Genomic DNA, 15,107 nt, shown 5'->3' with positions numbered 1-15,107 from the left:
AGAAAAGGAAAATACTTTAAATTGCCCGTTCTCTTTTCGTTGCTTGAACAAGAGACTCAATCGAAGTCCAGTCCTGCTGCTCTAATGCACTGACAATTTTACTGCCGACAATGACACCATCCGCATATGAACCGAATTCCTTTACATGATCCGGAATAGAAATACCAAAACCAGCTAAGACAGGAATCGTACTAAGCGATTTTAAATGCGCAAAATGAGCTGACAAATCCTTCGTAAAGTCAGAACGCTCACCTGTTATCCCATTGACTGTAACAGCATAAATAAAGCCTTCACTTGCCTTCGCTAGTTTTTTAACACGCTCTGGTGGGCTCGTTAATGATATTAGTTGAACTAAAGCGATGCTATGTGCCTTTAACGCGGGGTGAATAATTTTACTTTCTTCATAAGGCATATCTGGTACGATGATCCCTTTTATGCCAGCAAGTGCCGCATCTTGTGCAAAGTTTTCAATGCCATACGCTAAGATTGGATTTAAATAGGTCATCGCTACGAGAGGTACGTTTATGTCCTCACGAAAACTTTTAAGTTCATCTAAAATTTTGCGTAGTGTGACACCATGAAACAGGGCGCGTTCGCCAGCCTTTTCAATGACTGGTCCATCTGCTACCGGATCTGTAAATGGAATCCCCACTTCGATAGCTGATACGCCAAGTTGCTGTAATTTTAAAATGATTGGCTTTAATGTTTCCAGTCCATTATCACCAGCCATTATATACGGAACAAATGCTTTATCTCCATTTGCTAACACTTGCTCCATTGCTTGTTGTAATGTCATTTCGCTTCACCTCCAAGCTTCTCCATTAACGTATGGACGTCTTTATCCCCTCGGCCAGATAAGCACACGACAATGATTGCATCTTGAGAGCAATTTTTTGCAAACTCCGCCGCATAATAAATGGCATGTGCACTTTCTAACGCAGGTAAAATGCCTTCTGTTTCACATAATAATTTCACACCAATAAGTGCTTGTTCATCCGTCACGGAAGGGTAACTTGCACGTCCACTTTCATGTAAATAGCAATGCTCCGGACCAACGCCAGGATAATCTAGTCCTGCAGAAATCGAATGTGCCTCCTGTACAAAGCCATTTTCATCCTGCAATAAATACATGAACGCACCGTGCAATACGCCGGTTTTTCCAACGTGAATTGCTGCCGCATGCTTGTCTGTATTGACACCAGCACCGGCCGCTTCTACCCCATATAAAGCAACGTCTTCATCCTCTATAAATGGATAAAACATTCCGATTGCATTACTACCTCCACCGATACAAGCGATCACCGTATCCGGCAGACGACCTTCTTGTATTAAAATTTGCTCACGTGTTTCATCCCCAATAATACGCTGAAAATCTCGTACAATCGTAGGGAACGGATGTGGTCCAAGTGCTGACCCCAGAATATAGTGCGTATCTTCAATATGCGTTACCCAATGGCGCAGTGCTTCATTCACTGCGTCCTTTAATGTAGCGGAGCCTTTGTCAACGGCGATTACCTTCGTACCAAGCAGCTCCATTCGAAAAACATTTAACTGTTGGCGGCGTACATCTTCTGCCCCCATATACACGATACATTCCATATCGAGAAGTGCACAGGCTGTGGCAGTTGCTACCCCATGCTGTCCTGCACCTGTTTCTGCAACAATCTTCTTTTTACCCATTCGTTTTGCAAGTAATGCCTGCCCAATCGCATTATTTATTTTATGTGCCCCAGTATGGTTTAAATCCTCTCGCTTTAAATAGATTTTTGCACCGCCCATTTTTTTCGTTAGGCGCTCGGCATAGTAGAGAGGTGTTTCACGACCGACATATTGTTTTAAATAATAATCGAGCTCTTGCTGAAAGCTCGGGTCATTTTTTGCTTGCTCATACGCTTCCTCTAATTCCTGCAACGGTGTCATCAGTGTTTCCGGAACAAATTGTCCACCAAACTGTCCGAATCGTCCTTTTATTGTCTTCATAAAATGAGCTCTCCTTTCACCTTCTCAATGAAGCTTGCAATTAATGTCGAATCCTTACGTCCGGCAATTTCGACACCACTCGAGACATCGACAGCAAACGGTTCGACAAGTACCGTCGCTAAAGCGACATTTGCCTCATTTAAACCTCCTGCTAAAATCACTTTTTCTAATGGAATGTTCAATTCATCAAGCAATGTCCAATCAAACGACTTTCCGCTACCCCCACGATAATCGGTTCCAGGTGCGTCAAATAAATAGTAGTTCACATCATAGCGAGCTGCGTGTTCTACATCCTCTTTTGTTCGAATTGAAAATGCTTTAATTGAAGGGAGTCCGATTTGTTGAATCAATTCCGGTTCTTCATCCCCATGATATTGAATGAAATCAAGCCCAACTTGCTGAGCAATTTGTTTAATCATTTCAGGGTCTTCATTTACAAATACCCCAACTTTTTTTACGTAGCTCGGAATCGTTTGAGCGAGCGTGCTTGCTACCTCTACCGAAATACGGCGTTTACTAGGCGCAAACATAAATCCAATAAAATCAGCGCCAGCCTTAACTGCTGCTTCCACATGTTCAATTTCTTTTAATCCGCAAATTTTTACCTTTGTCATGAATTTTCGCCAACTTTCGTTGTAATGTCGATTTTCAGCGATTGTAGAGAGTTTTTGACATCATCACTACGCATCAAAGATTCGCCAACTAAAACAGCTTTTGCTCTAGCATTCGCCACAAATTGCGCATCTTCTACACTCCAAATACCACTTTCACTAATAAATGCAATCGGCGTAGGAGGGAGTTGAGCGGCAATTTCGACAGTTTTCTGTAGAGATACGTCGAATGTTTTTAAGTTACGGTTATTAACACCGATTATTTTCGCACCGATGAGAAGGGCACGTTGTAATTCTTCGACATCATGCACTTCTACAAGTACTTCTAACTGCTGGGACGTAGCATATGTGTAGAGGGCATGAAGCTGTTCCTCAGATAATGCCGCTACAATAAGTAAAACGACCGAGGCACCAGCAGCCTTTGCATAATCAATTTGTACTTCATGAATAATAAAGTCTTTACAAAGCACAGGAATTTGTACAGCATTTGCTACGGCATTTAAATCTTCAAATGAGCCTTTAAAAAACGCACTTTCTGTTAAAACAGAAATGCATGCTGCGCCAGCTTCTTCATACTTTAACGCCTGTTCTACAGGATCTATATGTGTTGCTATATCGCCCTTGGAAGGGGAGGCACGCTTCATTTCAGATATGATTTGTAATGTAGTAGCTGTCGTTAATGTTTCGTATAAGGACGGTCGAATTTTAACTATTGGTTGAAATGCTGGGTTTTTAGCTAGTAGTCCCGGTAATTCAGATTTTTTTTGAGCAATAATTTTATCCAAAATTGTCATTTCGCTGATTCCTCCTGTAACGCTTTTTGACTATATGCGACAACATTTTCAAGCTTTTCATAGGCGCGTCCAGAGAAGATGCTCTCTTTCGCCATGGCAATACCTTCCTTCATCGTGTCCGCTAACCCGTAAGCAAAGAATGCGATCCCTGCATTTAAAATAACTGTATCGAAGTAGACACTTTGCTTTCCTTTTAATAGATCCCGTAAAATTTGTGCATTTTCTACAGGGCTTCCACCACGGATTGCTGATAGTGGTTGCGGGGTAAGTCCTACATCTTCCGCACGTAATTTGAAGGGGATAATGTCGCCATGGTCAAGTAGTACGAATGTATTTTCATCATCAAGAGAAGCTTCATCCATTCCCTTAGCGCCGGAAACGACAATCGCTCGCTCTCGCCCCAATAAATGCAGTACTTCCGCATAATCGGTTGTAAAATTTGGACGGTTAATGCCAACGAACTGGGTTTTTAATGGCACGGGATTTGTTAACGGTCCAACTAAGTTGAAAATTGTCGGTTTACCAAGTGCTTGTCGAATTTCGCCGATTCGCTTTAATTTTGGATGCATATTTGGCGCATGTAAAAAGGCAATGCCATGTTTTTTAAGTAAATCTGTTGTTTGCGATGTATTGGGTAATAAGGAAATGCCAAGTGCTTCTAGCACATCAGAGCTACCAGAGGCACTTGAAATTTTACGATTGCCATGCTTCGCTACAAATATGCCACCGCCTGCTAAAACAAAGGCGGAAGTCGTACTAATGTTGAAGCTTTGCAAGCCGTCGCCACCTGTCCCGCAGTTGTCGATATATAAACCTTCTGGCACATCTACTGAAACAGCATGAGCTTTCATAATAGACGCAAGGCCAGCTACTTCCTGAGCAGTTTCACCTTTTTGACACATTGCGAGTAAAAATAACGCAATTTCTTCTTTCGGTGTTTGTTCATCAAAAATTAGCTCGGCAGCTTGTTGCATCTCTTGAAATAAAAGATGTTCATTGCTTGTAAGTTTCGTAATATAAGGAGATAAAGTCATCATGTTTCATCCTTTCATAAGTGAGCTGAATGATGGACTGGTGTCACTGTGTAATGTTTGGATATGGGCAACCTGACCAATAATCGTCATCATATTTGTTGGGGCTGTAAAGTCAACCTGACCGTTAAAGCCGATATAACCAATTAATCCATGTGGAGGCTGAAGCTCCTTGACAACATCAATGGCATGGAACGAAGAAGTGAGCTGACCTTGCTGCTGATGTTGTGCTTTTTCAATGGTCTCCTGTTGGCAAAAACGCTCAATATTTATTTCATGATTCATTGTCGAAAGGGCTCCGTCCCGAATTTGTATATAGCTAGAAGGGGACGTTCCAATGAGCGTGCATTCATCAAATTCGACATAATACATATACGCTGAAGCAAATTGGACTCTTAAATTACGATAAAGGGCAAAGGCATCGCCTGAAAATACTGCCGAATAGGTTGAGCCGGATTGCTTTTCAAATGAACTAAGGGTGTAGCTAGTTTCAGCTGGTGTAGGAGTAGAAAAGAGCTCATGAATAAGTTCATCAATATTTGGCTCTACTTGCTCGGCTTCGATATTTGTATGGAAAACGGCAATTTCCTCTGTTAGATGATCGAAAATAATGAGCGTGTCATACACGTGAAACTGTAGGGTAGGTACGGTGTTTGGTAATGCATGCATATAGCCAATTCCACCACCAGTAAACGGATATTCCGTATGCGATGATACACGCGGCATTACCTGCTTTAATAATTGAACGAGCTCCCCTTCATAAAAATATTCCTTCTGTGTTAAATGCGAAAAGTCGCGAAGCTTCTGATCAATGCCACTATAAGTTTTGCGTGGATTGACCCCGATGAAGGAATAGCGCCCGTTTCCTTCATATTTGGCAGAGCTTTCAAGTAAAAACTTTCGTTTGCCTTGTAGGCGTTGAAAAATAGAAATGGGTGTTAATAAATCCCCATTTACTTTTTTCATAGAAGTACGAAATCGTAGTTTTAATGACATGTAAAAAACACTCCTTCATAAGTTTTCGGCAATAAAAAAAGCCCCCAACAAAAGAAAAATCTTTTGTTGAGGACGATGTATACCGCGTTGCCACCTCGATTGAAGCAAAAATTTGCTTCCACTTAAAACCTGATAACGGCAGGGAACCGTCCACTAACTAGTGCTAGTAGCTTTCATAAGGCCCATTCACATTACGGTTTTGACGCATTTTCACCACTCATGCGCTCTCTAAACAAAACAAGCAATGCTACTCTTCTTATTCATCAATTTTACTCAACTAAACTCGGCTCTTCTCAACTTTGCTACAACGGTGGTCACGCTCTCGTAACCTACTACCGCATCACGAACAAATTGAATATCCCTATTTTATACACCGACTCCTTAAAAGTCAAACAATTCTAAAAATAAATTTACAGAAATAAAAAACCAACTAACCGTTGAAGGCTAGTTGGATAAACGATCTATTTAAATTAATTTTTTGAAATCGAGTCGTTTATTTAAAGCATACATAATTGGTGCACTTACTGCTAATACGACAAATTCGCCAAACGCTACAAAAGCCCAAGTTTCCCAGAATGGGAAGTCAAGCACAAGGTTCAATTGTGCTGCAATAATGAACATTGTGAACGTGAATAATAGTGTATTGATCACTAAACGTGCCCAAATATTTTTTACGAATTTACAAATGAAAATAAAAATCCCAAGTGTAATGATTGTATGTCCTACACCGAAAATCAAATCAATTGGACCGACTGACGACATAAGGAAATTCGAAATAAATACACCTAATACAACACCAAGCATATAGCGTGGGTTGAAGGCGATTAAATGGTTGAACAGCTCTGCAATACGGAATTGTACCTGACCAAAGCTAATTGGTGCAACAAGCATAGTCACAGCAATATAAAGAGCTGCAATAATTGCACTCGTTGCTAAAAATTTTACCTTCATATTAAATTCCTCCTAGTTTTTTAACGTGGGATGGTTACGAACCACGTAAAGCAACTGCAATCATAGCAATATTGTGGCGCATTGTAAATAGAATTGAGAGAAAAAAGAAGTGAGTTGAATATTGATTGTACTAATAATGGAGTTAATTGAAGGAGATTCGTGAAAGCACTGGATCATTAAGGGGGACAGTGATTATTTGGTAATGCAAACCTGCATATTACGATTAGCAAACTTTATTCGTGAATTTGTCACAAAGTAATAAATGGTAGTAATACTGATCAAATGATGAATTTTAAGCGTAAAATACTAGATAATTAGAAAATTTTCTAAATATTGAATTCAGAACATTCTAAATGTTATTGACTATCTGAATACGAAGCGGTAATATGTTTTTAATTCACACTTTATCCAAATGAAGTGTGACGCTTTAAATCAACAGAGAGAACCAGGGGGAAATACGTTTATGACACGTAAATTTATGAAGCTATCATTGCTTTTATTTGGGCTTTTGTTCGTTTTAGCAGCTTGTGGGACAGATGAAAATGAATCTTCAGGTGAAACGGCTACAAACGGTTCAGGAGAGTCAGGAAAAACAGAAGAAACAAAAACGTTTAAAATCGGAACAACACAAATTTTAGAGCATCCATCATTAGATGCGGCAAAAGAAGGATTTAAGCAAGCAATTAAAGATGCTGGTATTGAAGCAGAATACGTTGACAAATCAGCTAATAATGATAACAGTGCGAATATGACAATCGCGCAACAATTAGTAAGTGAGCAAGTGGATTTAATCTTTGCTAATTCAACACCTTCAGCCCAAGCAGCAAAAGGGGCAACAGCTGATATTCCAATTATCTTTACTTCTGTAACGGATGCAGTAGGTGCAGAATTAATCGATACAATGGCTGCTCCAGGTGCTAACGTTACAGGGACAATCGATCTACACCCAGAAACAATGCCAAAAACAGTTGCTTTCCTTAAAGAGCTAGGTGCTACAAATGTTGGGATGGTATACAATGCGGGTGAGCAAAACTCAGTAGCACAAATCACTACAGCAAAAGAATTAGCTGAAAAAGAAGGACTTAAAATTGTTGAGGCATCAGCTTCTTCACCAGCTGAAGTAAAGCAAGCAGCAGAATCTTTAATTGGTAAAGTAGATGCGTTTTATATCATTACAGATAATACAGTCGTTTCTGCATTAGAGTCAGTAATTGACGTAGCAAATTCAAACAAACTTCCATTAATCGTTGGTGAATTAGATTCAGTAGAGCGTGGCGGTTTAGCAGCATACGGATTCGATTACTATGATATCGGTTATGAAGCGGGTCAAATGGCAGTACAGATCTTATTGGAAGGGAAGACTCCTTCAGAAATTCCAGCTGCTTACCCAGCTAATTTAAAATTAGTAATTAATAAAGCAACTGCCGAAACATTAGGCTTGGAAATTAAGTCTGAGTGGGGCGCAGAAGTACAATAATGAAAGAGTTCGCGCTAGGTTATACACACTTAGCGCGAATCCTTATTTAAACAACAGGTAGGAGATGATTCGAGATGTTTACAGCTTTGTTTGGTTCAGTGGAGCAAGGAATCATCTATGCAATTATGGCACTTGGTGTATATTTAACATTCCGAGTGTTAGATTTTCCGGATTTAACAGTTGATGGAAGCTTCGTAACGGGTGCGGGCACAGCAGCGATGATGATCGTGCTTGGCTATAATCCGATACTAGCGACAATCGTAGCAACAGTTGCTGGATTTATTGCTGGATGTATGACAGGAATTTTACACACAAAAGGAAAAATTAATCCATTACTTGCAGGGATTTTAATGATGATTGCTTTATATTCGATTAACCTGCGTATTATGGGGATTTCTTCTGATACGGGTGTAACTCGTCCTAATATTCCTCTCTTAAATTCGGATACAGTGTTTTCAATGTTCGCTAGCTTTTGGTCAAATTTAGGTATTGATAAAGTATTATCGAATACATTAACGGCAATCGGCTTAAAGACAATCCCAACAACATGGGGCATTTTAATTCTTATGCTTTTTGTGACATTCATAATTAAAATAATTGTAGATTGGTTCTTAAAGACAGAAGTTGGCTTAGCTATTCGTGCAACGGGAGATAACAAGCGTATGATTCGTAGCTTCTCTGCGAATACAGACTCATTAATTATTTTAGGATTAGGTTTATCAAACGGGATGGTTGCTTTAGCAGGAGCATTAATTGCACAATATACAAAGTTTGCAGATATTGGTCTTGGTATTGGGATGATTGTTGTTGGTCTTGCATCCGTTATTATTGGTGAAGCCATTTTCGGTACAAAATCAATTGTTCGCACAACCTTTGCAGTCATTGCGGGCGCAGTGATTTACCGCTTAATTTATGCGCTAGCATTGCGTGTTGGCTGGTTAGATACGGGAGATATGAAGCTTATTACAGCAATCATTGTTATTTTGGCTTTAATTATTCCACAAGTATTAAATAAGCAAAAAGAAAAAAAACGTAAAGCAAAGCGATTAGAAGAACGTCTTGCGATGCAAAAAACAAAACAATTAGATATGGAGCAAGGGGGGAATGGCCTTGCTTAAATTAGACGGCATTAACAAAGTATTCAACGAAGGTACACCAGACGAAAAAATTGCGTTAGATAATATACACTTACATTTAGCGCCAGGCGATTTTGTCACAATTATTGGGAGTAACGGTGCTGGGAAATCAACAATGATGAACATGATTTCAGGAGCTTTAACGCCGGATTATGGATCAGTATCGATTGACGGAAACGATTTAACCCGTCTACCTGAATATAAACGAGCGGTGCATATCGGGCGCGTTTTCCAAGATCCAATGGCTGGAACAGCGCCAACAATGACGATTGAAGAAAATTTAGCCATCGCGTACTCTCGTAATGCAAAGCGCGGCCTTCGCATTGGTGTCGATAAAAAGCGCCGTGAGTTTTTCAAAACGTCCCTAGAAAAACTACATTTAAATTTAGAAAATCGACTTTCTGCTAAGGTAGGCCTGTTATCTGGTGGAGAACGCCAAGCACTAAGCTTATTAATGGCAACATTCACGAACCCATCGATTTTGCTGCTTGATGAGCATACTGCTGCACTAGACCCATCCCGAGCAGAGTTAATTACGAACTTAACGAAAGAGCTTGTTGAGGAAAGTCAATTAACAACATTAATGGTCACACACAATATGCAGCAGGCACTCGACTTAGGAAATCGTTTAATTATGATGGATAAAGGTCAAATTATTTTAGAAGTCGGCGAGGATCGTAAGCCAGACTTAACAATTCCAGATTTAATGGCCGAATTCGAACACATCCGTGGAGAAAAAATGAACTCAGACCGAACGTTACTAGGATAAATAATTATGGAAAGACTTTGCAAGAGTTGTTGCTTGCAAAGTCTTTTTTTGAGAGTGTGAGGATGATTTTTAGTAGAGTAATGTGTTTTGAGTGAGCAAGGGAATCATGCAGGGATAAGGGGTAAGGTTGTGATTTAATTCTTTAAAGTACAAAACAATAATATGAATCATTAATCGAGTATTACCTATCATTGAAGGGAGTAGATCAATACTTTACACTAATAATGCAAACAGCGTACTATCTTTATTCACTTCTTTATATTCAAAACCATTTGCTCGCATACGTTCTAGCAAGCCTGCGCGATCATCTCGGTGGCCGATTTCGATGCCAACTAATGCTGGACCACTTTCTTTATTGTTTTTCTTTGTATATTCAAAGGTTGTAATGTCATCGTTTGGTCCAAGTACCGATGTTAAAAATTGTCGTAGTGCACCAGAACGTTGTGGGAAGCTGACGATGAAGTAGTGTAGCAAGCCTTCATAAATAAGAGACCGTTCTTTTATTTCTTGCATACGTCCGATGTCGTTATTCCCACCAGAAATAATGATGACGACAGATTTCCCGCGAATTTGCTCCGCGTAAAAATCTAAAGCTGCGACTGACAAAGCTCCGGCAGGCTCTGCAATAATGGCATGCTTATTATATAAATCTAAAATGGTTGTGCATACCTTACCTTCTGGTACTGTCACAATTTCATCTAAATAATTCCGACAAACTTGATACGTATCTTGGCCGACACATTTTACAGCAGCACCGTCGACAAATTTATCAATCCAATCGAGCGCGATAGGGCCATCATTGTTAAAGGCTGATTTCATACTCGATGCACCGGCTGGTTCAACACCGATTACTTGACTTGTAGGCGATAAATTTTTGATATATGCCGAAACACCAGACATTAAACCGCCGCCACCAATACTACCGAATACATAATCAATTGGCTCTTCAATATCATTCATAATTTCTACTGCTACCGTTCCTTGACCAGCCATGACATCATAGTCATCAAATGGGTGAATGAAGATACGGTTTTCTGCCTCGCAATAGTCAAGCGCACTTGCTGCTGAGTCATCAAACGTATCCCCAGCGAGTTGAATTTCGACAAAGTTACGTCCAAACATACGCACTTGATCGATTTTTTGTTTTGGTGTCGTTTTAGGCATGAAAATTGTTGCTTGGATTTCTAGCTTCGCACACGCATATGCGACACCTTGTGCATGGTTGCCAGCACTTGCACAAACAACACCTGATGCACGTGCTTGCTCCTCGATTTTTTTGATTTTATAATAGGCACCACGTAATTTAAATGAACGAACGTGTTGTAAATCCTCGCGTTTAAAATAAATTTTTGCGCCATATTTTTCCGATAAATAATCATTTAATTGAAGCGGTGTATGAACGACCACGTCTTTTAAAAAATGGTGGGCGATTAAAATGTTTTCCACCGCGATTGTTTTCGGTTGTGCAACTTCCATCTCCATGTAACCTCCGTCGTCTATCAAAAGATTAAACTAGTTTACCATAAAAACACCTCTTAATGTTGTAAAAATTCAGTAAATTATGAAAGTTCGTTGAATTGTCAACATGAAACCGATTTCAGATAGTAAAAAGTAACAAAAAAACTCTCCGTTTCCTTAAGAAAAGGGAACGGAGAGCTTACATTAAGTTAAAAGATTAAGTGCGCAATTAACGCGACTACTGGAATTGAAATGATTGTACGGATTAAGAAAATGGCAAATAGATCCCATATTTTTAAAGGAAGTTTCGTACCAAGAATTAATCCACCGACTTCTGACATGTAAATTAACTGAGTAACAGAAACCGTTGCAATGAAGAAACGTGTTAATTCTGATTCAATGCCAGATCCTAGAATTGAAGGGAGTAGCATGTCGGCGAATCCAACGATCATAGTTTGGGCTGCTTCACCCGCTTCAGGAATTTGAAGAAGTGCCAAAATTGGCTCAAATGGCATTCCTAAAATACGGAAGAAGCTTGTAAATTCAGCAAGCACTAAAGCAATCGTCCCGAAAGCCATAATGATAGGTGTAACAGCAAACCACATTTCTAGAACATTTTTAAAGCCATTGCTGACCATTTTCCCTAAATTACGGTTGGCGTCAGCTTTTGTTAAAGCGTTGTGTAGTCCAAAAGAAAAGACGTTAAAGCCTTCTTGAACTTCTTCACGATTTTCAGGCGCTGTTGAACCATCGATTAATGTATCGGCTTTGTGCTTTAATGGATAAATACGTGGCATAATGACTGCTAATAATATACCTGTGAAAATGACAGATGCATAAAACTCAAGGAAGTAATCTTCAATACGGATTGTTTCAACAACTACTAAGCAGAACGTAATTGAAACGACCGAGAATGTTGTCGCAATCGTTGCAGCTTCACGGCCAGTATAGCTTTTTTCTTCGTACTGCTTACTTGTTAATAGAACGCCAATCGTACCATCACCAACCCAAGATGCTAAACAGTCAATGGCAGAACGGCCTGGGATTTTAAAGATTGGACGCATAATTTTTACCATCATTGAACCAAAAAATTCAAGTAAACCGAAGTCTGTTAATAATGGTAAAAGTAATCCAGCAAAAAGGAACAAGACAAACATAAATGTCACTAAACCCGCAGAAGGATCAATTAGTACACCCGTTGTAACGTCACTCGTTAAGCTCTCTGGTCCAACTTGGAAAATATACATACCAGCAAAAATGACTGCAAGTACGCGCATCGTTGTCCAGAACCAATTGACACGGAATAATGAATCAATTAATGTACGTGGGCCTTTTTGTGGTACGAATTGCAACACGACAGACCCAACCGCTGCAATAATAAAAGTAATAAACGCGAACCAATGAATAATTGGTTCCACTTTTCCTGCAAGCATGTTAGCAAGAATGGCGATAGGTACCTTCATTCCATTTTCTGTACTAACTGGAGTAATAAATAAAAATACTCCTAAAGCAGAAAGTATAAGGAAGAGGGACCATGTGTATAAAGAAAATTTTGTTTTCATCTATCGTAACCTCATTATCGTTTTCTTGAATATTTATACACTATAAAACGAAGATTATTCAGTTGTCTACTATTTTAATTAAAGACTAATTTTTCAATTTTTTTGTATGAATAGAAAATGAATAAAGTAGAAAAATATAATAGAAGGAATGCTATTTTAGTTTGAATTTCTGAAGATTTTCAGTCAATAATAGCGAATGAAAATACAGTGAATTGTATTGCATAAAAAAGGATTATTGACGGAAAGTAAACGTCAATAATCTCTCATAAATAATAAATATTCAATTAGTCATTGAACGTAATATTGTAAAATTTCTCGACGTTTAACCAACTATCAGTTAAAGTTTCACCGTCATCAATACGTTTTGCAGTTTCGGCCATCATCCAGGCAGTTTGCGAAGCATGGGCTTGAAGTGCTTTGACTTTGTCATTTTTTACCGCACGAATATCAATAGTTAGATGGGGTTCACCATTTTTTTCAACTGTATCATTTGCAAAGGCGCAAGCTAAAATGCGTGGGCGCTTTTCTTTGTCAATTCTGCGGACTGCTTCGACAACCGCACGCCCAGTTGCTTCATGATCTGGGTGGACAGCAAAGCCAGGAAGGAATGTAAAAATTAATGACGGATTTAGTTCATTAATTAAGTCTGTCACGAGCTGTACCATTTTTTCATCATCTTCAAATTCAATCGTTTTGTCACGTAAGCCCATCATACGTAAATCCTCAATTCCCATTGCTTCACAGGCAGCAATAAGCTCCTTACGTCGAATTTCTGGTAAAGATTCGCGGGTTGCAAATGGGGGATTTCCTAAATTACGTCCCATCTCACCTAATGTTAAGCAAGCATATGTAATAGGCACGCCCATATTGTGGTACATACGTAAAGTACCCGCAACAGAAAAAGCTTCATCATCTGGATGAGGGTAAACAACTAAAACGTGGCGTTCTTCTTGTAAAGTCATTTTCTCGTCCTCCTTAATAAGCAAACGGTGCTTCACTAATTTCAAGTGCGACCGCAAGCTTTCCTGTAAAGTCTAAGCCGGCCATTAATAGTCGACCTTGATCGTCTAATTCAAAATGCGTAATGCCCTGTGCATACACCCAGCCGTGTTCCATCTTTAATCCGACACGGTGAGGTGCATCACCAACGACCTTTCCTAATTCATAGCGTAATTTGACATTCCGAATAAATGCACCTGCATTGAAAAATTGCTCATTATAATGAGTTGCATAAGAACCGTTTGTAGTTTCTAGATGAATATAGACGTCTTTGTTTGCAAAAGAATTCAGTAATTCTTGGAGCACTTGAGTATTAACTTCCTTCATCTCTAATTCTCCTTTCGAATCATATTAATAATAAGTATAGTAAAACTTGTCAAAGGATGAAAAGAAAAAGTCACACAAGATGAATATTTCTTGTGTGACAGGCAAAAAATTTATGCGTTTACATGATTAGGAAGGGTTGTCACAGTTACTTCTGGAGCACCAAATCGAGGTTTGGCACCGTGCATGACAGGGCCGACATGGTCATTTAATGCCCAGCCGTGTTTAATAGCAGCTGAAACAAACTCTTTTGCTTCAATAACTGCTTCTTCAACTGAAAGCCCATTTGCTAAGTTGGCACAAACACTAGCGGCAAATGTACAGCCAGCACCGTGATTATACGTAGAAGCTACTTTTTCAGTAGCTAATAATTTAAATTGTTCACCGTCAAAGAATAAATCTACTGCTTTATCATGCGCTAGTGCTTTACCACCTTTAATGACAACATTTTTCGCGCCTAATGCATGAATTTTTTTTGCGGCAAATTGCATTTCTTCAATTGTTTTGGGTGTACCTGTTCCGGCAAGTTGCCCAGCTTCGAATAAATTTGGTGTTACCACCGTTGCGTAAGGGAGTAAATAATCCACCATAGCAGTTGTATTACCAGGGTTTAATACTTCATCGTCCCCTTTACAAATCATAACCGGATCAATTACTACTTTGTCCGTACCTGACTTTTGAATAGCGTCAGATGCAATTTTAATAATTTCCTCAGTCGACAGCATTCCTGTTTTAATCGCATCTACACCTGTAGAAAGGGCTGTGTCAATTTGTTTTTGTAAAAGCTCAGTTGGTAATGGTGTTACACTATGGCTCCAATTTTTCGGATCCATTGTTACAACAACAGTTAACGCGACCATCCCATATGTTCCATGCTCTTGAAAAGCTTTTAAATCTGCTTGCATTCCAGCACCAGCAGATGTATCAGAACCAGCAATCGTTAATGTCTTTTTTAATGTCATAAAGCATTTCTCCTTAAAGTGAAAATTCGAATAATAGTTTTGTTTAGTATAGCGTGT

Annotated in this window: 15 protein-coding genes, 1 riboswitch and 1 other annotated feature; of the genes, 3 read left to right on the top strand and 12 right to left on the bottom strand. The window is 39.3% G+C overall.

What is annotated here, in order from left to right:
• Window positions 1-16: 16 nt before the first annotated feature.
• The 7 genes from trpA to MKZ17_RS17515 form a co-directional block, all read right to left on the bottom strand.
• Window positions 17-796, bottom strand: coding sequence for a tryptophan synthase subunit alpha (gene trpA / locus MKZ17_RS17545; RefSeq protein ID WP_340725025.1), 780 nt, complete (start codon window positions 794-796; stop codon window positions 17-19).
• Entirely contained in the window at window positions 793-1,980 is a 1,188-nt protein-coding gene (gene trpB, locus MKZ17_RS17540) for a tryptophan synthase subunit beta (RefSeq protein WP_340725024.1), read from the bottom strand. Before trpB ends, trpA begins: the two co-directional genes overlap by 4 nt.
• Window positions 1,977-2,594 carry a phosphoribosylanthranilate isomerase gene (locus MKZ17_RS17535; protein WP_340725023.1) on the bottom strand — a complete coding sequence of 206 codons (618 nt, stop codon included), beginning with the start codon at window positions 2,592-2,594 and terminating at the stop codon, window positions 1,977-1,979. Before MKZ17_RS17535 ends, trpB begins: the two co-directional genes overlap by 4 nt.
• Complete coding sequence (gene trpC / locus MKZ17_RS17530; RefSeq protein WP_340725022.1) at window positions 2,591-3,385, bottom strand: indole-3-glycerol phosphate synthase TrpC; 795 nt, start codon at window positions 3,383-3,385, stop codon at window positions 2,591-2,593. Before trpC ends, MKZ17_RS17535 begins: the two co-directional genes overlap by 4 nt.
• Entirely contained in the window at window positions 3,382-4,419 is a 1,038-nt protein-coding gene (gene trpD, locus MKZ17_RS17525; protein ID WP_340725579.1) for an anthranilate phosphoribosyltransferase, read from the bottom strand. The genes trpC and trpD overlap by 4 nt, the downstream gene beginning before the upstream one ends.
• Window positions 4,420-4,425: 6 nt before the next feature.
• On the bottom strand, window positions 4,426-5,412 hold the full coding sequence (locus MKZ17_RS17520; protein WP_340725021.1) for a metal ABC transporter ATP-binding protein: 987 nt from the start codon (window positions 5,410-5,412) through the stop codon (window positions 4,426-4,428).
• Window positions 5,413-5,477: 65 nt separating this feature from the next.
• Window positions 5,478-5,685 (bottom strand) — a binding site (T-box leader).
• 192 nt (window positions 5,686-5,877) lie between these two features.
• Window positions 5,878-6,363: a QueT transporter family protein gene (locus MKZ17_RS17515; RefSeq protein ID WP_340725020.1), complete on the bottom strand. Its 486-nt coding sequence runs from the start codon at window positions 6,361-6,363 to the stop codon at window positions 5,878-5,880.
• A 6-nt stretch (window positions 6,364-6,369) separates the two neighbouring features.
• Window positions 6,370-6,414, bottom strand: a riboswitch (PreQ1 riboswitch).
• Between the two features lie 412 nt (window positions 6,415-6,826).
• On the opposite strand from MKZ17_RS17515, the gene MKZ17_RS17510 reads away from it, so the two are divergent.
• The 3 genes from MKZ17_RS17510 to MKZ17_RS17500 all read left to right on the top strand — a co-directional run bounded on the left by MKZ17_RS17510 (window position 6,827) and on the right by MKZ17_RS17500 (window position 9,745).
• Window positions 6,827-7,840 (top strand): ABC transporter substrate-binding protein, encoded by a 1,014-nt coding sequence (locus MKZ17_RS17510; protein WP_340725019.1) that lies wholly within the window; start codon window positions 6,827-6,829, stop codon window positions 7,838-7,840.
• 74 nt (window positions 7,841-7,914) lie between these two features.
• Window positions 7,915-8,958 (top strand): ABC transporter permease, encoded by a 1,044-nt coding sequence (locus MKZ17_RS17505; protein WP_340725018.1) that lies wholly within the window; start codon window positions 7,915-7,917, stop codon window positions 8,956-8,958.
• Window positions 8,951-9,745, top strand: a complete 795-nt coding sequence (locus tag MKZ17_RS17500) for an ABC transporter ATP-binding protein (protein ID WP_340725017.1) — start codon at window positions 8,951-8,953, stop codon at window positions 9,743-9,745. The genes MKZ17_RS17505 and MKZ17_RS17500 overlap by 8 nt, the downstream gene beginning before the upstream one ends.
• A gap of 213 nt (window positions 9,746-9,958) precedes the next feature.
• Here the strand turns inward: MKZ17_RS17500 and ilvA are convergent, their stop codons facing one another.
• From ilvA to thiD, 5 genes are all read right to left on the bottom strand, one after another.
• Window positions 9,959-11,221 (bottom strand): threonine ammonia-lyase IlvA, encoded by a 1,263-nt coding sequence (ilvA, locus tag MKZ17_RS17495; protein WP_340725016.1) that lies wholly within the window; start codon window positions 11,219-11,221, stop codon window positions 9,959-9,961.
• Between the two features lie 191 nt (window positions 11,222-11,412).
• Window positions 11,413-12,765: a YjiH family protein gene (locus tag MKZ17_RS17490; RefSeq protein WP_340725015.1), complete on the bottom strand. Its 1,353-nt coding sequence runs from the start codon at window positions 12,763-12,765 to the stop codon at window positions 11,413-11,415.
• 284 nt (window positions 12,766-13,049) lie between these two features.
• The gene (gene bshB2 / locus MKZ17_RS17485) at window positions 13,050-13,727 is read right to left on the bottom strand and encodes a bacillithiol biosynthesis deacetylase BshB2 (protein WP_340725014.1); all 678 of its coding nucleotides are present in this window, start codon (window positions 13,725-13,727) and stop codon (window positions 13,050-13,052) included.
• Between the two features lie 13 nt (window positions 13,728-13,740).
• Entirely contained in the window at window positions 13,741-14,091 is a 351-nt protein-coding gene (locus MKZ17_RS17480; RefSeq protein WP_340725013.1) for a YojF family protein, read from the bottom strand.
• Window positions 14,092-14,201: 110 nt separating this feature from the next.
• Window positions 14,202-15,050, bottom strand: a complete 849-nt coding sequence (gene thiD, locus MKZ17_RS17475; protein ID WP_340725012.1) for a bifunctional hydroxymethylpyrimidine kinase/phosphomethylpyrimidine kinase — start codon at window positions 15,048-15,050, stop codon at window positions 14,202-14,204.
• Window positions 15,051-15,107: the final 57 nt, after the last annotated feature.

The organism is Solibacillus sp. FSL R7-0682 (assembly GCF_038005985.1).
Lineage (GTDB): Bacteria > Bacillota > Bacilli > Bacillales_A > Planococcaceae > Solibacillus.
This window is presented reverse-complemented; position numbering and strand designations above follow the sequence as displayed.